This window comes from Pseudoalteromonas sp. S8-8 (assembly GCF_000497875.1).
GTDB lineage: Bacteria > Pseudomonadota > Gammaproteobacteria > Enterobacterales > Alteromonadaceae > Pseudoalteromonas > Pseudoalteromonas arctica.
Window position 1 is genome coordinate 14,995 of record NZ_AUTR01000032.1, and the last position, 25,345, is coordinate 40,339.

The following is a 25,345-nucleotide window of genomic DNA, read 5'->3' on the forward strand; positions in this document are numbered from 1 at the left end:
AAGTCAGGATATTTTAATAATAAACTCGGATTTGTTTATACAGTTATTAGGCGCTAGAAATGAAAGGTCGTTGCTTTTTGATAATAAAAATTGTTCTATTTTTATTAAAGAATTTTAAGGTGCCTTTAATTATTTTATATACGTTTATTCACTTTAAATATAAGCCGACACTCCCAGCTGTACTTCACTGAAATAATAAGATACTCAATATAACAAGGCGAATATGTACGCTAACACACATAGTCTAAATTTATCTGCCTTTAGTTGATATATATGCATAATGGTTGATGAAATTTAAAGATAATCCACACCATAACATGGCGACAACTCACTGTTATAAAACACAAAATAGAACTCTACTATTAGACTATGTGTGTTGACGAACCGACCCTTAACGAAGCTTGTTATATGTTGATGTATGTATTCAACAATAAGATAAACTTTATGAATATTTTTAATGATTACTTGCTCACCTCTAATAACCAAAATAATTTAAAACATCTTTTTTTAAATCCAGTGATAAATTTAACCGTCAATATCTTCACTACGACGTTTAGTCTCAAGTATTTACCACGATGAATAAAAATAAGCTTATCAACATCCTTTCGCCATTTTTCCCTTGGCTTAAATCAGCTCCCCAAAAAGAACAAATCCCCATTCGATCAGAGCTCTTAAGTGCTGAACAAATGGAAAAACATGCAAAATCACTAGCAAAAAGTCATATTTTAGATGCTAAAAACACTCAAGATCAGCTACTTGAGCGCCTAGACGAAAACGAAAAAGTACTGATTAAAGCCAATAGTTTATTAACCATTGCCGTTAAAGCAAAGCAGCCTATAGTGCCCTCTGGTGAGTGGTTACTCGATAATTTTTATCTTATTGAAGAGCAAATTCGTACCGCTCGGCTTCATTTACCTAAGCACTATAGTCAGGAACTGCCACGTTTAGAGCAAGATGCCTCTTTAGGTATGCCCCGAGTTTATGATATTGCGTTAAATGTAATTTCCCATGGCGACGGGCGTGTAGATAGCGAAATTCTAGCGCAATTTTTAGCCGCGTATCAAACAGTAACAACGCTTAACCTTGGTGAACTCTGGGCCATTCCAATTATGCTAAGGTTAGCCTTAATTGAAAACCTACAACGCGTAAGTACACGTATCATAATCGCACGCCAGCACCTAAATCTAGCCCAACAGTGGGCTAATCAAATGTTAGAAATTGCTGAGCAAGACCCTAATAGTTTAATTTTAGTTATTGCCGACATGGCACGCTCAAAGCCTCCTATGGAAAGCGCTTTTGTAGCAGAGCTAACTCGTTTATTACAAGGGCATGGTTCGGCATTAGCACTTCCCCTTACTTGGATTGAACAACAACTAGCTGATTCGAGTTTAACCATAGAGCAACTAGTACAAAAAGAGAATCAGCAACAAGCCGCTGATCAAGTATCAATTAGCAATAACATTAGTAGCTTACGCTGGTTGACCGCGATGAACTGGGCGGATTTTGTAGAAGATCATAGCGCTGTAGAACACATTTTGCGCCAAGATATAAAGGGTGTGTATGGTTATATGGACTTTATCACGCGAGATAGTTACAGAAAAATCATAGATCAACTCGCTAAGCGAAGCTCATTTTCAGAAGTCGATATAGCTAAAAAAGCAATAAAATTAGCCCAGCAGGCTGATCAAGCCCAAACAATATCAAACACAACGCTTGCGCCTAACCATGTAGGCTACTATTTAATTGATAAAGGTATTACGCAATTAAAGCAGCGCATAACAGTAAAAACGTCTATTTTGAAAACGTTATTTTCGCAAGCCAAGCGTATAACATTAATACTTTATTTAGGAGCAATTATATCCTTAACAGCCCTAATTAGTGCCTCTTTTATGGCTATGGTCGTTCCTGATAACATACCTCACTGGCAGTTTATTCTTTTAATAATTTTAACTTTATTCGGAGCAAGTCAATTAGCCTCAGCACTCGTAAACTGGATAGTTACCTTGCTAGTCGACCCACAACGATTACCCAGAATGGACTATTCAAAAGGGTTGCCAGCGCAAAATAAAACATTCGTAGTAATCCCTACAATGCTTACCAGCTCTATAGGTATTGAGCAGTTATTAGAAGTACTCGAAGTTAGATTTTTAGGTAATCGCGATCAACATATACACTTTGCTCTACTGACCGACTTTACTGATGCAGAGCAACAAACACTCCCCACAGACGAAGAGTTGCTATCGCAAGTACGCCTTGGTATAGAAAACCTTAATGCCAAATATGCAGAGCCTTCTCTTTTACAGCAAGAAAGTCGCTTTTTTTTACTGCATCGCCCACGAACCTGGAATCCAAAAGAGCAAATTTGGATGGGGTTTGAACGTAAACGCGGAAAATTATCAGATCTAAACGCACTGCTTCGAAACCCAATAGAACATGCATTTGAACTTATCGTCGGTGATATTAACGCTATACAAAAAGTCAAATATGTCATTACTTTAGATACCGATACACAACTTCCACGAGATTGTGCCCGTCAGTTAGTTGCGACCATGGCGCACCCTTTAAATCAACCAAGATTTGATGAAAAAAGACAATGTATTGTAGGCGGCTACGGCATTTTACAACCACGTATGGCAGCAAGTCTATCGGGACATAACCCTTCTCGTTACTCGCAATTATTTGGTGAAGAACCGGGTATCGACCCATATACGCGTTCAATATCCGATGTATACCAAGACCTCTTTTCACAAGGCTCATTTATCGGTAAAGGTATATACGATATAGATGCATTTGAACAAACACTTGGTAACCGTTTACCACAAAACCAAATACTCAGCCATGATTTACTCGAAGGTTGCTATGCTCGATCAGGGTTGATTAGTGATGTGCACTTGTACGAAGAATACCCTACACGTTACAACACTGATATGTGTCGGCGTGAGCGCTGGATCAGAGGAGATTGGCAAATTGTGCGCTGGTTACTTCCTCGTGTTTTAAACACTCGAAGCGATAAATGTCAAAATCCTTTGTCACCTTTATCACGTTGGAAAATTCTTGATAATTTACGTCGAAGTGTCGAACCACTCGCAATCTTTTTATTACTTACGGTAGGTTGGTTTACAGCAGCTAATCCATTGAAATGGACCCTTGCCATAAGTGCTATTTATTTATTACCCCCATTGCTGAGCGCGCTAATTTCGTCGATGCGCAAACCCGCAGAAATGCTGATATCCCACCATTTGCATGATGTTTTACAGTGCTTTGTTCGTCAACTTATTCAAATCGGTTTTCGTTTAGCATGTTTACCTTTTGAGGCTGTGTTTAACTTAACCGCAATATTACGTAGTGCGGGTCGAATGCTGTTTACTCAACGTCGTTTATTAGAGTGGCATGTCACAGATCATAAATCTAATCATGTAGTAAATGCCTTAATAAATAGTTATTACACTATGTGGAGTGCGCCATTTATTGCGATTACTTTAATCGCTTCGCTACTTTACTTTGCCCCTTTACACTTAACTTTTACAAATATATTAGCTGTATTTCCTCTACTTTTATTATGGCTTTTATCACCGGCTATAACATGGTGGTTTAGTGAGCCTAAACTCGATAATTTAGCGCCACTGAGCGACAAGCAACAATTGTTTTTACAAACTATTGCCCGTAAAACATGGGCTTTTTTCGACCACTTTAACACTGCAGACGATCATTGGTTAATTCCCGATAACTATCAAGAGGAAGCCGGTCCTGTTATTGCGCACCGTACATCGCCTACTAATATTGGTCTGTCTTTACTGGCTAACGTTAGCGCCTATGATTTTGGTTTTATTGTACAAAGTGATTTAATTCAACGCACGCAAGATTGCTTTAATACCCTCGATAAACTCGAGCGCCACGAAGGGCATTTTTATAACTGGTACGACACACAAACATTGCAACCTTTGCCACCGCGCTATATTTCATCAGTAGATAGCGGTAACTTAGCCGGTCACCTTTTAACTTTACAAATAGCATTAAAAGAACTCCCTTCTAAACCTATTGTTCACCCACAAATGTTTGAAGGCATAAGTATCACTTTGGCTATTGTGGCAAACTTGTTTAAAACATTGCAATTAGACTCAGAGCAAAATAAAAACAATATTATCGATACCGCTATTAATGCCATGAGCTCAATACTTAACGCTGTTCGTATCACTGCGCCTACAAATCTATATGACGTTGAACAGCACTTAATTACACTCAATAATAATGCGCGAATATTGTTAGAGAATATAAAGCAAGACGCTACTAATGATTTAGATACAAAGTCGCAAGAGCATAAAGTATGGACTCAAGACTTACACAGGCAATGCCAGCGTACCCTAAACGAACTCTATTTATTTTCGCCATGGCTCAAACTAACTAATCCGCCAGTTAGCTTAAAACTGCTATTTCTTGATTCTAATATTTTGACAATGCAGCAATTAGTTAAACGTTGCCCCGACACTATTAACGCAATTGATGCGCTTTTATCATCGGTATTACCATCCGACGAAACTCAGTGGCTTTCTTCATTACGTATTCATACTTTAGCCAGTACACAGCTTGCCAAAGATTGCATTTCGCAATGTGACAAATTAGCCAACAGAGCGATTGAATTTGCACAAATGGAATATGCATTTTTATATGATGAGTCTCGCCATTTATTGGCTATTGGTTATAACGTAGATGAGCATCGACGTGACACCAGTTTTTACGATTTACTGGCATCTGAAGCACGTTTAGCCAGTTTTATTGCTATAGCACAAGGTAAATTGCCACAGCAAACCTGGTTCGCTCTAAGTCGCCTACTAACCAGCGCTGGCGCCGAGCCGGTGCTGGTGTCGTGGAGTGGCTCTATGTTTGAGTACCTTATGCCCATGTTAGTTATGCCTAGCTACGACGGTACATTGCTCGAACAAACTTGCCGTGCAGCGGTTACCCGACAAATTGATTATGGAAAAAGACAAAACGTACCGTGGGGCATATCTGAGTCGGCATACAATACGGTAGATGCTTCTCTTAATTTTCAATATCATGCCTTTGGCGTACCGGGTTTAGGGCTAAAACGAGGCTTATCAGAAGACCTCGTCATCGCTCCCTACGCGTCTGCATTGGCATTAATGGTTAACCCACAAGCAGCGTGCGAAAATCTTCAACTGTTAGCTGATAGTGGACTTGAGGGACATTACGGATTGTATGAGGCAATAGATTACACCCCTGCCCGTTTATCCAGAGATCAAAAAAGCGCAGTCATTCGCTCCTTTATGGCTCACCATCAAGGTATGAGCTTACTTGCATTGGCATATCATTTACTTGACCAGCCTATGCAAAAACGCTTTGAATCAGACCCTTTACTGCAATCAGCTTTGCTATTACTACAAGAGCGCGTGCCTAAAACATCTATATTCCAACCTCATATAGACCAATACGCAGAGAGCGGAGCGTTATTTGAACATGCAAAAATAAAGGTTAATCCACCTATTCCAGCCATTACCCCAACACCCCAAGTACAGCTACTTTCAAATGGTCGTTACCATGTAATGCTTACAAATGCAGGAGGTGGCTACAGCCGCTGGACCGACTTAGCCGTTACACGGTGGCGTGAGGATCCTACTTGCGACAATTGGGGAACATTTGTCTACGTTAGAGATACAGCCACAGGCGACTTTTGGTCGGCAGCCCACCAGCCAACGCTAAAACCAGCCCAGTCGTATAGCGCATCATTTTCTGAAGGTCGCGCTGAGTTTCGCCGAAGCGATCAGCATATAGAAACTTACACTGAAATCGTTGTCTCTCCGGAGGACGATATTGAACTTCGTCGTATACGCTTAAGTAATCACTCACCCGATACCCGTACAATTGATATAACCACTTATGCAGAAGTTGTAATGGCAAATCCTGCAGCCGACCTTATGCAACCGTCATTTAGTAATTTGTTTGTACAAACTGAAATACTTCCATGTGGCAATGCTATTTTATGTACTCGTCGTGCACGCTCTGCTGATGAAAAAACACCTTGGATGTTTCATTTACTTTCAACACGCGACAATAGCAGCACAACAAAAGTCGGAACCCTGTCTTGTACAACTGATCGCATGCAATTTATTGGTAGAGGTCGCTCTTTGGTTTCACCACAAGCAATGCTAGAAATGGGCGAACTTGACGCTAAACAAGGGTCAGTGCTTGATCCTATTGTTGCTATTCGTGCCCCTGTGGCTTTACTTGCTGGCAGTGTAGTAACACTCGATGTAATAACGGGTATGGCACAAAGTAGACAGGCTTGCCTTGCGCTAATTGCTAAATATCAAGATCATCACATTACCGATCGAGCACTTGATTTAGCATGGACTCATAGCGATGTGACCTTACGCCAAATTAACGCCAATGAAGCAGATGCTCAACTCTACCGGCAGCTGGCTGGGTATATTTTGTATGCCAATGCAACTCTTCGGGCTAACGCATCTGTATTAATACAAAATCGTCGAGGACAATCTGGACTATGGGGCTACTCAATTTCTGGCGACTTACCTATCATATTATTAAAAGTAGCCAGCGGTAATAATATTGAAATTGCCCGCCAACTTATTCAATGCCATGCATATTGGCGCTTAAAAGGGCTTGTCGCTGATTTAGTCATTTGGAATGAAGAGCAAGTTGGTTACCGACAAGGTTTGCAAGACCAAATTATGGGGCTAATCGCAACGGGTACTGAGTCTCATTATATTGACCGTCCTGGCGGGATATTCGTTCGCTCAGCAGAACAAATTTCGAATGAAGACCGCATACTGTTACAAGCCGTTTCGCGGATTATTATTGATCAAAGTGGCACATTGGCAGAGCAAGTAAACCGTCGAACGCTTGCAGAGAAAAACGTAAAGGGATTAATCCCAACTCAAGCATTACATCCCAAAATCAATCAAGCGCTTGGCAATACTCAAGAAAACTTACTTTTAAATAATGGACTGGGTGGGTTTAGTGAAGATGGTCGCGAATATATTATTACCACCACCGAAGCGAATAAAACCCCTCTGCCTTGGGTTAATGTGTTAGCAAACGCACATTTTGGCAGCGTTATTGACGAAAATGGTTTTGCTTATACGTGGAGCGAAAACGCCCATGAGTTTCGTTTAACGCCTTGGAGTGCAGACACTACAGGCTCATCTGGTGGCGAAGCCTTTTATTTACGTGATGAAGATACAGGTAAATTTTGGTCACCTTGTGCGATGCCAAAACGTGGGGCTAATCCCTATATAACCCGCCATGGCTTTGGTTATAGTACCTTTGAGCACAGTGAAACCGGCATCGAATCCTCTCTTTGTGTGTATGTAGATACACTCGACGCCGTAAAATACTCGGTATTAAAAATTAAAAACAACTCATTAACTACCAGGCGCCTAAGTGCAACAGGTTATGTTGAATGGGTACTTGGCGATCTTCGTTCTAAAACAGCGCTACACCTTGTAACAGAAATTGATGCTAAGAGCGGTGCATTGGTTGCCTCTAATGCCTATAACTCAGAGTTTGGTGGCAGAGTTGCTTTTTTTGACGTTGATGATATGTCACGAACACTAACAGGAGACCGTAGCGAGTTTATTGGTCGCAATAAAACATTACACGACCCCCAGGCAATGACTCGTACTCATTTATCTGGCAACTTAGGAGCGGCACTCGATCCGTGCGGTGCAATTCAAGTCCCTTTTGAATTGCAAAGTGAACAAGAGCGCACAATTATTTTTAGGCTCGGTGCTGCGCAAAATAAAGAGCAAGCAAGTACGCTTGCTTTAAAACTCAGAAAACCCGGTACAGCACGCATTGCACTCGAAAAAGTCACTGATTTTTGGCAGCAAACACTGGGCAGTGTGCAGGTTAATACCCCCGACCCTGCATTGAATGTATTAGCAAATGGCTGGCTTGTGTACCAAACTTTAGCATGTCGTTTTTGGGCTCGCAGTGGGTTTTATCAAAGTGGTGGCGCGTTTGGCTTTCGCGATCAGTTACAAGATGCCATGGCATTAATACATGCTTCGCCTGCATTACTAAGGGATCACATACTGTACTGCGCCACACGTCAGTATAGCGAAGGTGATGTGCAACATTGGTGGCATCCACCATCAGGGCGTGGTGTAAGAACACGCTGTTCAGACGATTATTTATGGCTACCATTAGCTACGTGTCGTTACATAAAAGGCACTGATGACATAACTATTTTAGATGAGCTAATGCCCTTTATTGAAGGTCGCCCCCTTAAAGACGACGAAGAATCCTATTACGACTTACCCTCTGTGAGTGCAGCAAGGTCGAGCCTTTACCAGCATTGCGTGCTGGCAATTGAGCATGGTTTACACTTTGGAGAAAAAGGTTTACCGTTAATGGGCTCAGGAGATTGGAATGACGGTATGAGCCTTGTTGGAATACACGGCAAAGGCGAAAGCGTTTGGCTGGGGTTCTTTTTATATAAAATACTACAAGAATTTTCACCTATTGCTGCATTACATGGCGATATAGAGTTTGCTACTCGTTGTGACGATGAAGCACAAAAACTACAAAGTAACCTAGCTAAACACGCATGGGACGGAGCTTGGTATCGTCGCGCATGGTTTGACGACGGAACTGCGCTGGGCTCATCACAAAGCCCAGAGTGCACTATTGACTCAATAGCGCAAAGTTGGTCAGTGCTCTCTGGTGCAGCTAATAATGAGCGCTCTACGCAAGCAATGTCGTCTTTGTATCAGCATTTGGTCAATAGCGATGATAAATTAATCCAATTACTCAATCCGCCTTTTGATAAATCAAAAATGAACCCTGGTTATATAAAAGGTTACGTCCCGGGCGTGCGCGAAAATGGCGGGCAGTATACGCATGCCGCTATTTGGGCAAGCATGGCATTTGCTCAACAAGGCGACAAAAAAAGAGCGTGGGAATTGATGAATATAATCAATCCATTAAATCATGCTAAAAACGCCGAACAAGTTGAAACCTATAAAGGCGAACCTTATGTCGTAGCCGCCGATGTTTATGCCGTTGATCCGCATATTGGACGAGGCGGTTGGACTTGGTATACCGGATCAGCGGGTTGGTTATACCGACTAATAATAGAATCTTTATTAGGTGTAACACGAACAGGAAATAAGCTAACCATTTCACCGTGTATTCCAGAGAATTGGAGCACCTACTCAATCGACTATCGCTTCGAGAGCACCTATTACCATATTACAATTGAGCAAATTATAGGGGATGAAAAACATAATAAAAGTGAGCTAATACTTGACGGTATGGCGCTTGAATCAACTTATATTCCACTTGAAAACGATAAGCAAAAGCATGAAGTTCACCTAAGCGTTTACTCAGTAACTTCTAATAAATTGAAACCAAGTAAAATATAAACAAACGAATTAAGGATACAAAATGAGTAGTAATACAGATAATAACACTCGCCCAGATTACGACAGTGTTATCCAGGATATCGCTGATTATGTATTAACGTTTGAAGTATCAAGCGCAGAAGCACTAAACACTGCACGTAATTGTTTAATGGATACCTTAGGCTGTGGTCTGCTCGCTTTAAAGTTTTCACAATGTACCAAACTTCTTGGTCCAATTGTCAAAGGGACCGTTGTCCCTAATGGTGCACGAGTACCTGGGACCTCGCTCATACTCGACCCTGTTAAAGCAGCGTGGGACATTGGTTGTACCATCCGCTGGCTCGATTACAACGATACGTGGTTAGCTGCTGAATGGGGGCACCCTTCTGATAACTTAGGTGCTATTTTAGCTGTAGCCGATCACTTGTCTCAAGTCAGAATCGCAAATTCACAGCCTCCCCTGACTATGCGAGACGTACTTGAAGCCATGATTATGGCGCATGAAATTCAAGGCGTTATCGCATTAGAAAATTCTTTTAATCGTGTTGGCTTATGCCATGTATTATTGGTGCGTGTAGCCTCAACGGCTGTTGTCACAAAAATGATGGGTGGCAGTAGAGAGCAAATAATGGCAGCCATATCTCAAGCATGGGTTGATGGCTCTGCACTGCGTACTTATCGTCATGCGCCAAACACTGGATCTCGTAAATCTTGGGCTGCGGGCGATGCAACTGCCAGAGCAGTTTATTTAGCTGATATGGCAATGCGCGGTGAAATGGGTATACCCAGTGCATTAACAGCTGCGCAATGGGGGTTTTATGATGTCTCTTTCTCCAAAACGAATAAAGACCAAGCACTAAAGCCTGAAGCGGAGCGCACGTTTTCGTTCTCCCAAGGTTACGGTTCATATGTAATGGAAAACATTTTGTTTAAAATTTCTTTTCCAGCAGAGTTTCATGCGCAAACAGCAGCAGAAGCCTCCGTTATTTTGCACCCTCAAGTAAAGTCGCGTTTAGACGATATTGAGAAAATAGTGATCCGCACCCACGAGTCAGCCATACGCATTATTTCTAAAACAGGACCGCTTGCCAACGCAGCTGACCGCGACCATTGCTTACAATATATGATTGCTGTTCCCTTGGCATTTGGGAACTTAACTAGCGATCATTATGAGGACGACTTTCACAACACGCACCCTATCATCGATAAACTACGCGACAAAATGGAGGTGTTAGAAGATAAACGCTTTACAGCTGAATACTTAGAGGCGGACAAACGCTCTATTGCCAATGCAATTCAAGTTTTCTTTAACGATGGTAGTAAAACAGAAGAAGTGGTTGTGCAGTACCCTTTGGGTCATCGCCGTCGCCGTGAGGAAGGCATTCCATTATTAGAGCTTAAATTCAAATCTAATTTAGCAACACGCCTTGCAACCCAACAATGCCAAACCATATTTACCCTTTGTAGAGATCAAGCCAAGCTTGAAAATACGCCAGTAAACAGCTTTATGGACTTATTTGTTATTCAATAAGTTAAATTGCAGTATGTACGGTGATACTGTAATACCAATTCGCTTAATTAAGTGATCTATTTTTAGGTAATAAAATAGCTCATTAACAAAGCGAGCTTATAATATACAATTGTTTTATATAAATATTTTTTAAAACGAAGCTTTAACAAAACACAACGAACGGGACTTATTATGACTAATGAAATTAAACACTCAATCGCAAACTTTGCAGCCTTAGAAACTTCAATAGCAAATGGGGAAGAACAATCGGTAAAAGAATTATTAGCAGATCAGTCAATGCAAGAGCTAGAAAAAAGCTATCTGTTAGACTTAGCTAAACTCGGTAATAACAGCGCTATCATAAAGCTATTAAATGATATTCCCGTAAAAAAATAGACGCTCGTGGCTATGTTATTACTCCATAGCTAGCGAGTTAATCCATGTTGTAAGGTAATAATTGATTGTTCTCGTTTTACTTATGATGACTTGTTTTATTTAGGCTATTAATATAATCAATAAGATTATTTAAAGGTATTGGTTTGGAATAATAATAGCCTTGAACCCTTATACTGCTGAATCGAGATAAATAGGCGATCAGCTCAGCATTTTCAACACCTTCAATGACCACTATTTTTTTAAGCTCTGTACAAATCTTGATGATACCTTCTAATAAAGCGCGTTCTTGGCCCTCATGCTCAGCACCAATCGTGAACTCCCGATCTATTTTTATAATGTTAGCAGGCTGCCTCGACAAGTAAGAAAGGCTAGAATATCCAGCGCCAAAGTCATCAATCGCAACATTAAAGCCCTTAGCCATCAGCTTTCTAAGAACGCCTTCGATAACCCCTTTTTCTGACATGACTGTTTCAGTCACTTCAACGGTGAGCCGATGTGGCTCTATACATTTATCAGAGACTAATTGGCAAATATTTGCAACAAACCCTTGCAGCTGTAATTGCTGGGGTGAAAAATTAACAGCCACAGTAATATTTTTTAACTGCGCAGTATTACTCATATCTTTAAGTACCTGTGCTAGTACTTGTTTGCCAACTTCTAATATTTGCCCCGTTTGCTCTGCTATAGGTATAAAAATAGCCGGGGAAATATACGCACCATTACTTTTCCATCGCACCAAACTCTCAACACTAATCACTTTGTTATCAGATAAACTATGGATTGGTTGGTAATACACTTCTAAATCACCATCTTTAAGCGCTTTTTGAAGCTCTCCTCTAATGTGGACTATTTCTTTATGCTTATCATCCATTAGCTTATGATAAAAACAAAGCTGATTCCCCCCAAGGGTTTTCGCACTGTCCATAGCAATATCTGCATGCTGTAATAGTACTTTTGAATTTCCTACTCTTTCTTTAGACATCGATATACCAGCGCTGGCTGTAAGATAAATATCAACGTCCTCTAAATAATAAACGTTTGCTAAAGAGCTTATTAATACTGATATTTCTTCTCTTAGTTTATCTTTACTTATATTGCTGTAATAAAGAATAAACTCATCATTACCAAAGCGTGCTATTGAGTCGGTTGTCAGCGCGTTATTTTTAAGTCTTCTTGCAACTAACTTGAGAACTTTATCACCTAGGGCATGCCCTAAACTATTATTTATAGAACTAAAGCCATCTAGGTTTATAAAAACCATTGCACACAGTGAGTTTAACGCTTTAGCCTGCTTAGACTGTTTAGCGTTTATTTCATCATCTAGCGCATCTCGGCGAATTAGCCCTGTTAACTCATCATATTTAGCCATTTTAAACAGCTTTTTTGATTGTTGTTTTAGTAGGTATGAAGAGTCTGAAGCAAGTATAAAAATATAAATAAAAATGAAAGTAAGCCAAATTATAATTTGTTCGACTTTTGCCCTTTCTTTTAATGCAGAGTAGTTATTAATAAAACTATATATATTGTGCTTTAAAATGCCCATTACATCGACTTTTTCTACAATATAGTCACTGTATAAACTCAATAGTATATTTAAATCGTATACGTTTTGCTTTTGAGCATTAACAGAAAAGTAAACTTGAGGCGTCAATTCAATAAATACATCAAACGTATTTAGATAATTTATGTATCTGTTCTCAATTAATAAATTCATGTCTAGTAAAGCTAAAACTTGATACTTACCGCCAGTAACTGAATTTATAGGTATCGAAAACATAATAGTCGGCGTACTCGTTTTCAACGTTAATGAATTAGCTGCAAATCTAACTTCATCCGTAGTTGTATTTAACCAGTTCACTACAGAATCACTTGATAGAAATCCACTGGAAATAAATTGCTTAGAAAATATGTCACCTTCAACTAACGTAAGATTTTCATCAAAAATAAGCATCCCTTTGATGATTTTATAATCTCTCGCATAATTTTTCATATCAACAGCGGCAAGCTTTAAAAAATTATCATGACTCACTTTTTCTAATCTCGACTTAATCCGAGATAATGACTTTTTATGCTCATCAAGATTTTTATTAAGCATTGTCCCCACTAAGCTTATTTTTTCTCGTGCTTTTTCTTCTTCACTACTCACTGTTTTTACTGCACTAGCGTACCATAACGACACACCCGTAAAGATAACTAAAAACATGACTGCTTTGGTAAACTTAGCCCCTTTAGTTATCGTTGCAGAACATAAAATTTTAATAATGAGCGCTGAGAAAAAAGAAAAAACCATAACGGCATTTAAAGCAGAAATAAATGGATTATCACTAATTAAAAAAAACTTTTCGTCAACGACTCCCCATAAGCTCAATTGAAAATTTAAGAAAAAAGCACATCCTAAAATGCCTAATACAGGAGTCACATATTTAATTTTTTTTGAAAATTTAAAATTAAATAATAAAGTTAAGATTGAGCCTAAAACTAGCGATATTAAAGCGGTACTAATAGAAATGATAGGCATCAGAGGTGCTTCAAGTAAAATACTCTCCAACCCACCCAAAATTACTACAACAACAAAAAACTGAATAAAGCCTAAATATAAAATACTTGCTGCTGATTGAGTTAGAGATAACCGCATGAGTCTGTTGTAACCTTCTAATTTGAGTCGCCAAGATCTTAAACTGTAAAGCAACTGCCGTATTAGTACAGTCAAATTTAATTGTTTTGTATTATATTAAACAAAAAGATACAGCCTTTATAGCTAGATATTAAATTGAGGGAATAATCTAATGAAAAGTAAGTAGATTCACAGACATGCCATATCATCTGCTTCTCATTTTAATACCAACCTGCATAAATATTTGAGCAATTAAAACAAATTAAATCACTCTATAACGTTGCTAAATAGACCCCGTATATAAGCAGATTGGTATAACTGAATAAACTAGAATTGACTGTCCGGATATATTGAGCACACCAAACCATTTTACTTAACTCGATTAAAAGAAAAGATCCTTGATATAAATTGATATCACATACATTTGATTGAACTGACACCTTAGTAATACACTAATATTGCCAGTTCAATCAGTCGATTACATATCTGAAAACCGGTTAGCCGATTGCACAATTCTTTTTATCTCATTTTCTTCAATATCTTTTATTGTATCAAGCAACGTTTTTGCGCTTTCAATATCTACACGAGAATATATATGAATATATAACTCAATAACTTGTTCATGATGGTTTACTATTTTCTCCATAATGTCTGAGATATCTAGCTCTTCAAAGAGTGAGTTGCAATCAACGCGCTCAATAATTGAGTGCTTTTCGATGTAATCAAAACACCAGGTGTTTAGCGCTTTTTCGTCTGCCGTATTTTCAAATCCTTGTACAATATTCTCTAAACTCTCCTCATGCTCAGATAAGTAGCGAAGCATCATTCGTGCTCCCTCATCCTTATTTTTTTTAGAGCTCTGGTTTAGGCTATCTTTTAAGTTTTTGTGAAATAAAACGGTCCAATTGAGTACATCTCTAATTGTTTCAATTTGCATTTATTGCTCCTAAGTTTGATGATATCTATACAATATTTAAATATGAAGCATGCTAATTTTTAGGATTAGGCTCACTCGCCTGAGTGTGTTGTAAATACTGAAATAGCTCACTGTCGGTCGATAATACCAATGTTGTGTTTTGGCTAAGGGCAAGTTCAAGCGCCTGCAACGAACGGGTAAATGCATAAAATGCGACTGCTTGATCATTTTTGTTATAGGCTGAGGCGTAAATAGCGGCTGCTTTAGCATCAGCTTTACCTCTAATTTCTGTTACTGCTCGGTAGGCTTCAGATTGAATTTTATCTAAGTCTCGCTCTCTGTTACCTTGTATACGGGCAGCTTCGCCTTTTCCTTCTGACAAAAAGCGTTCTGCTATTTGACGACGTTCGCTGATCATACGTTCATAGATTTTAGGGCGTACACTTTCGTTATAATTAATACGTTTAAAGCGAATATCCATAAGCTCAATACCAAATACTTTTACTTTTTTTGCCGCCTCATTAAATATATCTTGCTCGACAACTAAACGTCCCATGCTTATAGGCACTAAACTACCAATATTCTGCTCTTTTTCAGCCTCGGTGAGTGACGAGTCACGCAAAGGTTGGCGACCTTTCGTTGTACGAATAATTTCGATTAATTCGTGTGTGGCTACTGCATTACGCGTTTCACTACCAAAAATATCATCGAGCCTAGACTGTGCGCTTCGCTCATCACCTAAACGTAAAAAATACTGCAACGGATCGGTAACCTGCCACCGCGCATAAAGACTTACAGAAATATAAAGCTTATCTTTGGTCGGCATATCAGAAGGTGTTCCTTCCCATTCCAGCACGCGCTTATCAATAAAATTAACTTGCTGAACAAAAGGCATTTTGAGTTGAATACCCGCCTCTCTAATTGGCTCTCCAACCGGTTTACCAAACTGAGTAATAACCACCTGCTCTACTTCGTTAACCGTATATAAAGCGCTATACAAAGTAACCCCTACAAGTGCAGCTAAAATACTGCTGCCAACGATTAAATAAGATTTCATGGCTGCTGTCCTTTTAGTGAAGTTAAATTGAGTAAAGGTAATACACCGCGTGCTTCGCTATCGATAATAATTTTATTTTTTATCGTTGGCATAACATCTGTCATTGTTTCTATATATATTCGTCTGCGTGTTACCTCAGGTGCCAGTTGGTACTGTGCAAACAGCGCATTAAAACGCAGAGCGTCGCCTTCAGCTTCATTAACTCGCTTAAGGCGATAACCGTCAGCCTCTCTTATTCGTTGATCGCGCTCCCCCTCAGCAAGCGGAATAACGCGGTTATATTCGCGACGCGCTTCGTTAATCAACTTTTCTTTCTCTTGTTGAGCCTGATTAACTTCATTGAACGACCCTTGTACTGGTACGGGTGGGTTAATGTTTTTTAGTTGAACCTGATCAATACTAATCCCCATTACATATTTGGTTGCCAATGCCTGCATTTTTTGTAATGCCTCAATTTCAATCCCTTGCCTGCCAATGGTAATTACTTCATCTACAGTTCTATCGCCTACAACTTCACGCATAACTGATTCAGACACATATCGTAAAGTGCCTGCCGGGTCGCGCACCTCAAATAAGTACTTTTGGGGATCGGCTATCCGATATTGAATTACCCATTCAATCAGCGCAGTGTTTAAATCGCCCGTTACCATTTGGGTTTCTTCGCGTTGATTTGTTGCAGGTGAAATTTTTGGCGCAAATGCGCGAATATTATTTTCAGGATTAATATTTTGATCAGGGTCGGAGGCTCCAGGAGTAGAAAAACCAAACTCCTGCTTTAATTGCCGCTTAGTAGGCACTATTGTGACGTGATCAACACCTAATGGGATTTTTACATGTAAGCCCGCAGGCAGAATTTCTTGAAACTTACCAAACCTTAATACCAAAGCAACTGAATCACTGGGAACGGTATAGACTGCGCTATAGCCTGTAGCAATCAATCCCAAAAACAGTACTATGGTTAAACTTGTGCTAAATTTTCCACTCAGCAGCTTCTTATACTTTTGCAGCGCACCACTCATCACTTTATCGATATCTGGCGGACCGCTTTTACTTTTAGAATTTGGATTATTTTCGTTTTGTGTAGAAATAATATTCTCCTTTTTAAGAAACCAAAAATATGGAGCCTTATTACTACTTTAGATTGTCATAAGCCCTAGCCTAAAGCGCCAGCGTGCTTCGCAATCTAGGTGATAACTTCCTCTGTATAATTTAAGGGTAATAATTTAGGGGCAATGATTTAAGGAATAGTTTTAAGATTTAAATTCATGCACTTATAGATTAATTTAAAGCCAAAAAACCTTAGTAAGACATTAGCGTATTTATTTTAATTGGTCTGTTCGCTACAACACATAGCGTGTTTTAAACAATAGGTTTAATTGATAAATAAAGGGTTAAGTACAACTAATGAGTACACATTATTGAATACCCATTAGCCCCTTCATGCCCTATTATGGCGTTGAATTAATTGATTTATTGCTCTTTTTTGAGGCAACCACTCGAATATATAAAACCCCAAGTATTGCAGAAAGAACCGAAGCCACTAAAACCGATGTTTTTGCGTTATGAAGATGCTCGGCTTGCCCATCAAACCCCAACGTAGCAATAAAGGTAGACATGGTGAATCCAATCCCAGCGATAAGTGAAGCACCAATAACATGCTGAAGATTGATGCCCTCAGGCAAGCAACCTATTTTGTAGCGTAAAGCAAGCCAACACGCACCCGAAATACCAATAAACTTACCAACAACAAGACCACTAATAATACCTAAGCCAACGGGATCACTGAGACTCTCAACAAATGAACTAAAGTTAAAAACCACACCCGCATTAACTAAAGCAAATAGCGGTAAAATAAACAGTGCGACAGGCAGGTGCAGCACATCTTCCCACCGACGCAAAGGTGTACCCGCATTTTCGGCTAAATCACGAATCTCTAGTACCTGTTTATGATCCTGTCTGCTAGCCAGAACATCTACTTTCTCTATTTCTTTTTGCATAGAGGTAATGGTTGTTTTTGCCTTTTCAAGCGACCTTCCTGAGCCCAACATTGAGCGTGCAGGAGCCGTTAAAGCAATAGCAACACCTGCTACAGTAGGATGCACACCTGACTGTAACATCATCCACCAGGTGGCAAGACCAATAATAATGTAAAAAAGCGGCTGCCTTATTCCGGCATAATTGGCGGCTACTAAAAAAGCAAATAGAACAACGGCGCATGACAAATACATCACCGATATTTCTTGGGTATAAAACACGGCAATAACGAGTATTGCCCCCACATCGTCAACAATCGCAAGACCTACAATAAAGGCCAACAAGCTTGTTGGTATATGTTTTCTTACAATTGTAAGCACACCTAATGCAAACGCAGTATCGGTTGCCATGGGTATACCCCAACCAATCAGTGAATCTTGCCCCCAGTTAAACAGCGAATAAATACCAGCCGGCACGACCATTCCGCCTATGGCGCAAAAAATGAGCATGTGTCTATTTTTGGGCTCAGCTAAATCTCCAGCAAGTACCTCTCGTTTTATTTCAAGCCCAAGCAATAAGAAAAATATCACCATCAAACCATCATTAATAATGTGTTTAAGCGAGGTTTTTAGCTCAAAGTTTCCTAATGAGATCCCAATAGGCGTGTGCACTAAGTTTAGATAGGTAGCTGAATAAGCTGAATTTGCCCACCATAGTGCAATGATCGTAGATACCAGAAGAAACAGACTAGAGGTGGTTTGAGCACGCATAAAATTAGAAAATGGGTCGTGCATATAGTCTAAGCCACGATTTAGTATATTTTTAGAATCGTTAGGCATATCAGGTAGCCTTATAAATTGTGGGTGTTCGTTTTATCAAAACTTTTAAGATTTAAGTTCTCCAGTTTTACTATCAGTCAACAAACACTTCGCCTTAAAATTACTAGCATTAAGACGAAGTGCACACCCCTAATTAATCTTACGTAAAATTAGATTAGAGATAGATTTAATCATTGTGTTATTACGTTATAAGGATAAATATTTTCGCGGTTTTGGAATGCCAAAATAGCCGTATTTTTAATTATTCCTTGCTCAATGTTTATTGCACGGCGAATGGTTTCATCTTTTTGCCACTGCAAAGCACCTTTAAGTATCGTTTGTAAATATACAATGAGCGCCGCAGAGATTGAACGCGTCGCGCTTTCCCATAAATAACTCGGTGTATGATCAACGCCATAATAATCCGTGTTGTTATATCGAAATAAAGGGTTTTTAAACGTTGTCGGCTTTGCAAAAAAGAATCCCATCCCCTCATCACAGCTAACATCAATAATTAAGCTGTTTGGTTTTAAGCAGTCGGCCTCTGTTTCAATTACAAAGTTAACCGGATGAGCTGTTTCTTGATAAGTCCCGTTAACGATAATATCGGCTTCGCTAATTAGATCGCCAAGAGGTCGATTAGTCCCATCATGCTCAACAACCATCATGCGAGCCTCTCCTTCAAGACCTTCTCGTACCTTAACATAATGACAATCTAATATTTCTTCACGCACTTCGTGATCAGGACGCTGAATACAAATTGTAATATCTCTAAAACCATGCGCTTTAAGAGCGTAAATTGCGCCTCTACTCACTGCACCAAAACTAAATATAATCGTTTTACGTTGATCGCCATAATGACCATCAATACCCTTAAGTTGCAAAGCATGTATTACAGCGCAATACCCTGCCATTTCATTGTTTTTATAAAAAGTATGGCGCCCTGCATTTCCTTGTGGTGACCACACATACATATCTTCAAAAGCAATTAAGGTAAGTTTACGTTCTATCGCCGCTTGTGTTATTTCATGCTGTTGAACGCAGTGGGCATAGCCCCAAATAGTGCCTCCTTCGCGCATTTCTTCTAAGTCAGCAAGTACAGGCTTTGCAATAATAGCAGTGCCAATATGGGTAAGTATTTCGCTGCGAGATGCAATGCCACCCGTTAACGTTGCAATATATTCATCGCTAACATTAAAAGCGGTGCCATAGCCTTGTTCAAACACCATTTGTTTTCTAAGACTTTCGGGAATTCGTAATAAGTGCTCTGGGTGAATAGGATACCGTCTTTCATCTGTCTTGCGGGATGTTCCGATAACGCCGATAGTTAATTCACTCATGCTAAGTCCTGTTTATAAAGTAAGTACGCTTGAGTTCATCAACGAATCATCATACTTCGCCAATAAACTTAGGCGGTGTTTTTTCTGTACGTTTTTGGCTCGGATGAACCAACTCTATTTTACAAAGGTGTAATTTTGACAATAAATAATGAAGAGCAGTGAGTTAACTTGCATTGAGTTGCAAGCTGAAGACTATTACCTTTTGAGTAAAAGTGCTGAATGAGTATATCAGAAATAAGTATTACTAACTTGAGTATCTCAAACTGAAATAAAGGGAGTACTCGCTAATTACTGAGGTTTTAACTTCGCAAGTTATTCTGTAGAGCAGGTTTAATCCGCTTTATATTGGGCTAGCTGAACGTTTGGCTTTTATATCAACTCCGGCTATGTGCCAGTGTAGGTCGGATAAGCGAAGCGCCATCCGACACAGTAAAATACCTTGCCAATTATTATCAACATTTTATGTTGTCGAGTGGCTGGAGAGTGCCATGAGCGGACGGTGGTACTAACTCGTTTATGCCCCAAAACGAGTTAACATGAATGGTTTAGGTGTCTACTTTTGTGGAGTCAGATCATAACAACTGAAGAGCACCAAGAAAATTTCTGGCACTCTTCAGAGGAGGCTCATTAGAACTTACTGAAATTATTTATTAGCGGCTGCATGCGGTTGTGGATCTTTCGCCAGTACGGCTTTTGACTTGCTGCTAGAGTAAATGAAATATAGTGCAATGCCCAAGCAAACAATAGCTCCGAGTCGGCTCGGCGAGAATGGAATTGGTTCATTTCCCAGCCAACCGAAATTATCGATCAGCATACTCATGGTCAACTGCCCAAAAATGACGGCGACAGTGGCAACAGCTGCGCCAATGCGCTGAACGGCCAGTACCATAATAACGATATATGGCACACCAAACATTGCTCCCAGCAGTTGCCATTTAGGAACGTCCATCAGGGTCAAGGCGTGTTTAGGTTCGAAGAAAAAGATCAGCAACCCCGTCACTAGCGCTCCAATCGAAAATGTTAGGAACGCGCTTTTGAATACACCAACTTTACTTCCAAGCTGGCTGTTGATAGCCGCTTGAATACTCAGCATAGCTCCACCGATGATGGTGAGAATAATCATGATAATAGTCATAAAGTTACCTTAGCCTTGTGCAACCATAACCAGCGCTACAATGATAAAAATCAGCGCGATTATACGTTTAATGTCAATTTTTCTGTGTGGCGTACCAAGTAGGCCAAAGTGATCGATTATTAGGCTCTTAAAGACCTGACCTGCTAGGATGCCAATCATGGTCATGGCGATGCCGATTGCCGGCGTTGTTACGGTCAGGATAATAACGTAAATAGGTCCTAGTATGCCGCCAAGCAGTTGCCAAGATGGCTGTGCAAAGAACGATGGGCTGTTACGCGGGCTGAAAAATAGCATCAGCAAGAAAGTAAGCGCCGCGCCCACTCCAAATACACTAAAGGTGGCCCAGAGATCACCGACTTCCTCGCCTAGTGGTCCTAGCAATCCAGCCTCTATGGACAGCCCCATACCTCCGGCAATTACAATTAAAATTAGTATCAGTTGCATATCAATCTCCTGTGGTTCAGGTAGATAATGTTACGCCTTAACATGGATGAGAAAAATGCTACAATTAGATAAACACCTTTGCAGGATATGCATAAATGAGTAAACCTGAGAACATCAACATACGCGCCTTGATGATTTATATAAATGTTTATGAAACACAGAATTTCTCTGTGGTGGCACGGGGGAAAGGAATATCAGCCTCTCAGGTGTCGCGCGTTATCCATCAAATAGAAGATGCACTCGGACAACAACTCTTTTATCGTAATACTCGGGCAATCATTCCGACGGAAAGCGGCCACCTTTTTATCCGTTATGCACGTGCTATGACGAGCAGCTTGGAGGAGGCGCGACGAGAACTCAACGAAAGAACGCTAGAACCTTCAGGTATGGTCCGCATAAACGCACCGGTATTCTTTGGACAGCGACATGTAGCACCGGCGTTAGCTGGTCTAACTAAACGATATCCAAGGCTAAGCATTGATCTCACGCTGACCGATGATTACATCGATCCTCACCGGGATTCAGCTGACGTAATTTTCCGGATTGGCGTGCTAACAGACTCCTCATTTCATGCTCGTGTGTTTGGCCAGCAGTTCTATCATCTAGCTGCATCACCAGATTATATCCGTCGACACGGCATACCTGAATCACCTGAAGAGTTAATCCATCATAAATGCTTGGTCTATCGCGGTTCGTCAGGACCAAACCGCTGGCTGATGCGTAGGCACGGGGAGAAATGGGTGCACTATCCAGTATCGCCCCTTATGTCATCTAATAATGCTGAAACGTTGTTGATTGCTGCACTCGGGGGAATGGGGATCGTGCTGTTTCCTGATTGGCTGATTGGAGACCAACTCAAGCGAGGAGAACTAATCGTACTACTGCCGGAGCTGGATAAGTCTATAAAAACGGAGTCGCAACACATCGCGGCAATCTACCCGAATGCCCGTCATCCTTCGCTGAATGTTCGGGCGATTATCGATTACTACCTTGATTCGTTCGGTTCTCCGCTTTACTGGCAGTTTGAATAAGAGCTGGTCGCTAGAAACATCGCATGTGATTTGAATAAGTTTAATACCAAGTAAGATTCATACTGAGTGCTTTATCATGCTAAAAAGGCAGCGTTCGATAATTGGAGTACTGCTTTTCTAAAAAGTTTATGTCCAAAAACGAGTTTACTCGACCGTCTGCTTCTCGCTCTTTGCCGAAGTTCGGCTTAGTTCCACTAGCAGACATTGAAGATTCTTAATGTGTGACCCATACGCTTCTAGACAATGCCCGCATCCAAGCTAAGCTCGAAGTAGAGCAAGAACAAGCAGAAATTGAAGCTGAAAAAATACTAATATCAGAGACTAAAAAAGATTTAAACGAGTGCTATCAAAAGGAAAAAAGAAAATCGGATGAAATTGGAAATACACTGACTGAAAAAAACGAATTAATACAGCACAATAAACGAGAAATGAAAATCGAAAAACAGAAGGCAAAAAATCACGGTAACGCTCTTAGTCGAAAAAACAGTTTGATAAATAAATTAAAGACCAATGCTGAATACTTAAGTTCATTCATCGAAGAGAGCTATGAAACATAAAAGCTCTCTTCGAATTCAACCTTTACCTCCAACAGAAATGCTAGTAATTCCCTTTTTTCCTAGGTTGCCCCTTGAACCCTTACCTATTCTGATGCTCTTTCTAAATCTCATGTAGCTGTCCCTGCATTAATTAATGTTTACTCTATATCTTAATTTAACAAAGCTCAAAGTATCAGAGCAACAAAAGAAAACTTAATAAGGTTCATAATGGATGTTAGAAATAGTGTTACATAGGAGTTGAACTTTCATGTATTTTAAAGCCTTGTTTTACAAGGCTCTATTTTTTAATTAATTATTTTGTATAAGTACATATATATGAACCAGGAGCTTTACCGCCTACACAAGAAACTCGACCTGCAGAAGAAGGTGATTTAGCAGAGGTACTGTAAAATTGGGCTCCAGAACGCACGGCAGCATCATAAAAATTTGAGAAAGTTGATAAACCACCTTTTTTAAAGGTATATGTACGTGGTGATGTTACAGGAAGTGTAGGTTCAACTTTGTTTCCGTCAACATCTCTACCATGTTCAAAATCCCATATAAGCTCATCACCAATAATTCCATATAACGAATATATTGCAATGCTTTTGTCATCAAAAGCAACCTGCATAAAGACTTTTTCAATTTCAGCAACGCCAGAAACTTTTGCCGCTGCGATTGTAAAGTTCGATATATCCTGTTCTAGGGTTGTATGTTCATTATAATAAGATGAAACTTCATATTGTTTTGCACCAAATCCAACTAAGTCCCAAGCGCTACCTGCAATCTCTTTAGGCACAATAGTTGCGCTTACTCCAGCTAAGCTTGCAACAACAGCACTTTTTGCATCAGATATATTATGAAAAGTATTTAAAGCGTCCTGCTCTACACCATAGCTATCTACAGTCCAACTATATATAGGTATTCTTACATCTTGAATATGACCACCACGACCATCAGGTTCATTATCTCCTTTTAATATCCTGTACCCTGTAATGGTCTTAGAAACATTGAATTTCTCAATAATTGATTTATCTAGATTCATTACATAAACATCGCGAGGGCGATCTACTTTAGCTTTTAATCTTGCTGTATTTTTGAACTGTTCGAAAGAAAAACATGTTGAGCATTCAGTGTAAAGTGGAGTTTCCGAGGCTAAACTTGAGAAAGAAACTAGTCCAATTAAAGATGTTAAAAGTAAATTTTTTATCATAATCATTCCATAATTAAATAAACGTAAAAGAAACATTATTATAATTTCTTTTTCATTACTTTTAAATCATTAACAACTACAAAAGCATTACCCATTAAGAGTTAATGTATGGGGGATGGGTAACTAACCCACTATATCGCGGCTTTTAATTTTAACTAGGCGAAGCCGTAGCGAGGAACGAGCGCGACTTTACAGAGTTAAATGCAAAATAGTCCTTAAAAAACGCGTTCACCAATCTTCCAGCTAAAAAAAGCTAATCGTGCCTTGATAAACTTCTCTTTATGGAGCTTAGAGGCTCGATAAGGAAATTTCATAGGCACAGGTAAATTGCATCACTTTTCATACAAAGTCGCTTAGAATCACTCTGAGGAGTGAAGTGTCGTGATTTTTTGGGGGATGCCGTAGCTAGGGGAAAGGCCGACAGGAGTATAAACTGAAGAGTGGCTTTAATGCTTAAAGTTTTGTAACTTATTCACAGGCTAACGCCTTTTTAATAACTCTTGTTTTTAGCACCGCTGTAGCCACCTAAAACTGTAGTCAATAAAAGAGAATAAGATGTTTTTTTATAGCCAATTATTAAGTAGATGCCTCAATCGTCTTGACTAAATAAATATAGTCCACCCTCCGCCTCGAACAACTTAATATAACTAGCGCCTCAATACCTGGCTATCACTCATCCACGAACCGCTTTGTAGCGTGCTAAGCTTAAAGATCAATAAAAAACTGGAGCACACTAAACTCGCCAATTAAAATCGTTTTTCTTGTAATTGATTTATTTCCCTCATTATATCGGTTTGTGGGGGTAAAAATTTGACTGTATGCGAGCCGCGCAAATGTCTGCTCGTAGCACGTTTACTTGTATATGTGAACAAACACCAATATGAGTAATTAACTATTTTTAGCCAATCACAATGACCGCTATTCGTTCTTTGCCGAAATTCAGCTTAGTGCTATCAGTCGTAACTCGTTTCTGCCCCA

Annotated in this window: 15 protein-coding genes; 5 read left to right on the top strand and 10 right to left on the bottom strand. The window is 39.7% G+C overall.

What is annotated here, in order from left to right:
* Positions 1-575 precede the first annotated feature (575 nt).
* The 3 genes from L659_RS0109320 (at position 576) to L659_RS0109330 (ending at position 11,289) form a co-directional block, all read left to right on the top strand.
* Positions 576-9,404 carry a GH36-type glycosyl hydrolase domain-containing protein gene (locus L659_RS0109320; RefSeq protein ID WP_024590350.1) on the top strand — a complete coding sequence of 2,943 codons (8,829 nt, stop codon included), beginning with the start codon at positions 576-578 and terminating at the stop codon, positions 9,402-9,404.
* A 22-nt stretch (positions 9,405-9,426) separates the two neighbouring features.
* Positions 9,427-10,914 (top strand): bifunctional 2-methylcitrate dehydratase/aconitate hydratase, encoded by a 1,488-nt coding sequence (locus L659_RS0109325; RefSeq protein WP_024590351.1) that lies wholly within the window; start codon positions 9,427-9,429, stop codon positions 10,912-10,914.
* Between the two features lie 171 nt (positions 10,915-11,085).
* Positions 11,086-11,289, top strand: coding sequence for a hypothetical protein (locus tag L659_RS0109330; RefSeq protein WP_024590352.1), 204 nt, complete (start codon positions 11,086-11,088; stop codon positions 11,287-11,289).
* Positions 11,290-11,365: 76 nt separating this feature from the next.
* Here L659_RS0109330 and L659_RS0109335 read toward each other — a convergent pair whose 3' ends face one another.
* The 8 genes from L659_RS0109335 to L659_RS0109370 all read right to left on the bottom strand — a co-directional run bounded on the left by L659_RS0109335 (position 11,366) and on the right by L659_RS0109370 (position 21,587).
* Complete coding sequence (locus L659_RS0109335; protein ID WP_024590353.1) at positions 11,366-13,924, bottom strand: putative bifunctional diguanylate cyclase/phosphodiesterase; 2,559 nt, start codon at positions 13,922-13,924, stop codon at positions 11,366-11,368.
* 457 nt (positions 13,925-14,381) lie between these two features.
* Positions 14,382-14,840, bottom strand: coding sequence for a hypothetical protein (locus tag L659_RS0109340; RefSeq protein WP_024590354.1), 459 nt, complete (start codon positions 14,838-14,840; stop codon positions 14,382-14,384).
* A gap of 52 nt (positions 14,841-14,892) precedes the next feature.
* Positions 14,893-15,876 (bottom strand): protease modulator HflC, encoded by a 984-nt coding sequence (hflC, locus tag L659_RS0109345; protein WP_024590355.1) that lies wholly within the window; start codon positions 15,874-15,876, stop codon positions 14,893-14,895.
* Entirely contained in the window at positions 15,873-16,814 is a 942-nt protein-coding gene (hflK, locus tag L659_RS0109350) for an FtsH protease activity modulator HflK (RefSeq protein ID WP_008168365.1), read from the bottom strand. The genes hflC and hflK overlap by 4 nt, the downstream gene beginning before the upstream one ends.
* A gap of 510 nt (positions 16,815-17,324) precedes the next feature.
* Complete coding sequence (gene nhaA / locus L659_RS0109355; RefSeq protein WP_024590356.1) at positions 17,325-18,689, bottom strand: Na+/H+ antiporter NhaA; 1,365 nt, start codon at positions 18,687-18,689, stop codon at positions 17,325-17,327.
* A gap of 170 nt (positions 18,690-18,859) precedes the next feature.
* The gene (locus L659_RS0109360) at positions 18,860-20,008 is read right to left on the bottom strand and encodes a N(5)-(carboxyethyl)ornithine synthase (RefSeq protein ID WP_024590357.1); all 1,149 of its coding nucleotides are present in this window, start codon (positions 20,006-20,008) and stop codon (positions 18,860-18,862) included.
* A gap of 643 nt (positions 20,009-20,651) precedes the next feature.
* Entirely contained in the window at positions 20,652-21,143 is a 492-nt protein-coding gene (locus L659_RS0109365) for a DMT family transporter (RefSeq protein WP_024590358.1), read from the bottom strand.
* Between the two features lie 9 nt (positions 21,144-21,152).
* On the bottom strand, positions 21,153-21,587 hold the full coding sequence (locus L659_RS0109370) for a DMT family transporter (protein WP_024590359.1): 435 nt from the start codon (positions 21,585-21,587) through the stop codon (positions 21,153-21,155).
* 95 nt (positions 21,588-21,682) lie between these two features.
* On the opposite strand from L659_RS0109370, the gene L659_RS0109375 reads away from it, so the two are divergent.
* Both L659_RS0109375 and L659_RS0109380 read left to right on the top strand, forming a co-directional pair.
* Positions 21,683-22,618, top strand: a complete 936-nt coding sequence (locus L659_RS0109375) for a LysR family transcriptional regulator (RefSeq protein ID WP_024590360.1) — start codon at positions 21,683-21,685, stop codon at positions 22,616-22,618.
* Between the two features lie 221 nt (positions 22,619-22,839).
* Positions 22,840-23,175 (top strand): hypothetical protein, encoded by a 336-nt coding sequence (locus L659_RS0109380; protein ID WP_024590361.1) that lies wholly within the window; start codon positions 22,840-22,842, stop codon positions 23,173-23,175.
* Between the two features lie 15 nt (positions 23,176-23,190).
* Here L659_RS0109380 and L659_RS1000000123410 read toward each other — a convergent pair whose 3' ends face one another.
* Together L659_RS1000000123410 and L659_RS0109385 are read right to left on the bottom strand one after the other, a co-directional pair.
* A complete protein-coding gene (locus tag L659_RS1000000123410; protein WP_076915493.1) occupies positions 23,191-23,286 on the bottom strand; it encodes a DUF4236 domain-containing protein in 96 nt (31 codons plus the stop codon).
* A 181-nt stretch (positions 23,287-23,467) separates the two neighbouring features.
* On the bottom strand, positions 23,468-24,367 hold the full coding sequence (locus tag L659_RS0109385; protein ID WP_024590362.1) for a hypothetical protein: 900 nt from the start codon (positions 24,365-24,367) through the stop codon (positions 23,468-23,470).
* Between the last annotated feature and the right edge of the window lie 978 nt (positions 24,368-25,345).

Coding starts and splice junctions, on each gene's coding strand:
- L659_RS0109320 (WP_024590350.1), top strand. CDS start 576: ATGAATAAAAATAAGCTTATCAACATCCTTTCGCCATTTTTCCCTTGG.
- L659_RS0109325 (WP_024590351.1), top strand. CDS start 9,427: ATGAGTAGTAATACAGATAATAACACTCGCCCAGATTACGACAGTGTT.
- L659_RS0109330 (WP_024590352.1), top strand. CDS start 11,086: ATGACTAATGAAATTAAACACTCAATCGCAAACTTTGCAGCCTTAGAA.
- L659_RS0109335 (WP_024590353.1), bottom strand. CDS start 13,924: ATGCGGTTATCTCTAACTCAATCAGCAGCAAGTATTTTATATTTAGGC.
- L659_RS0109340 (WP_024590354.1), bottom strand. CDS start 14,840: ATGCAAATTGAAACAATTAGAGATGTACTCAATTGGACCGTTTTATTT.
- hflC (WP_024590355.1), bottom strand. CDS start 15,876: ATGAAATCTTATTTAATCGTTGGCAGCAGTATTTTAGCTGCACTTGTA.
- nhaA (WP_024590356.1), bottom strand. CDS start 18,689: ATGCCTAACGATTCTAAAAATATACTAAATCGTGGCTTAGACTATATG.
- L659_RS0109360 (WP_024590357.1), bottom strand. CDS start 20,008: ATGAGTGAATTAACTATCGGCGTTATCGGAACATCCCGCAAGACAGAT.
- L659_RS0109365 (WP_024590358.1), bottom strand. CDS start 21,143: ATGACTATTATCATGATTATTCTCACCATCATCGGTGGAGCTATGCTG.
- L659_RS0109370 (WP_024590359.1), bottom strand. CDS start 21,587: ATGCAACTGATACTAATTTTAATTGTAATTGCCGGAGGTATGGGGCTG.
- L659_RS0109375 (WP_024590360.1), top strand. CDS start 21,683: ATGAGTAAACCTGAGAACATCAACATACGCGCCTTGATGATTTATATA.
- L659_RS1000000123410 (WP_076915493.1), bottom strand. CDS start 23,286: ATGAGATTTAGAAAGAGCATCAGAATAGGTAAGGGTTCAAGGGGCAAC.
- L659_RS0109385 (WP_024590362.1), bottom strand. CDS start 24,367: ATGATAAAAAATTTACTTTTAACATCTTTAATTGGACTAGTTTCTTTC.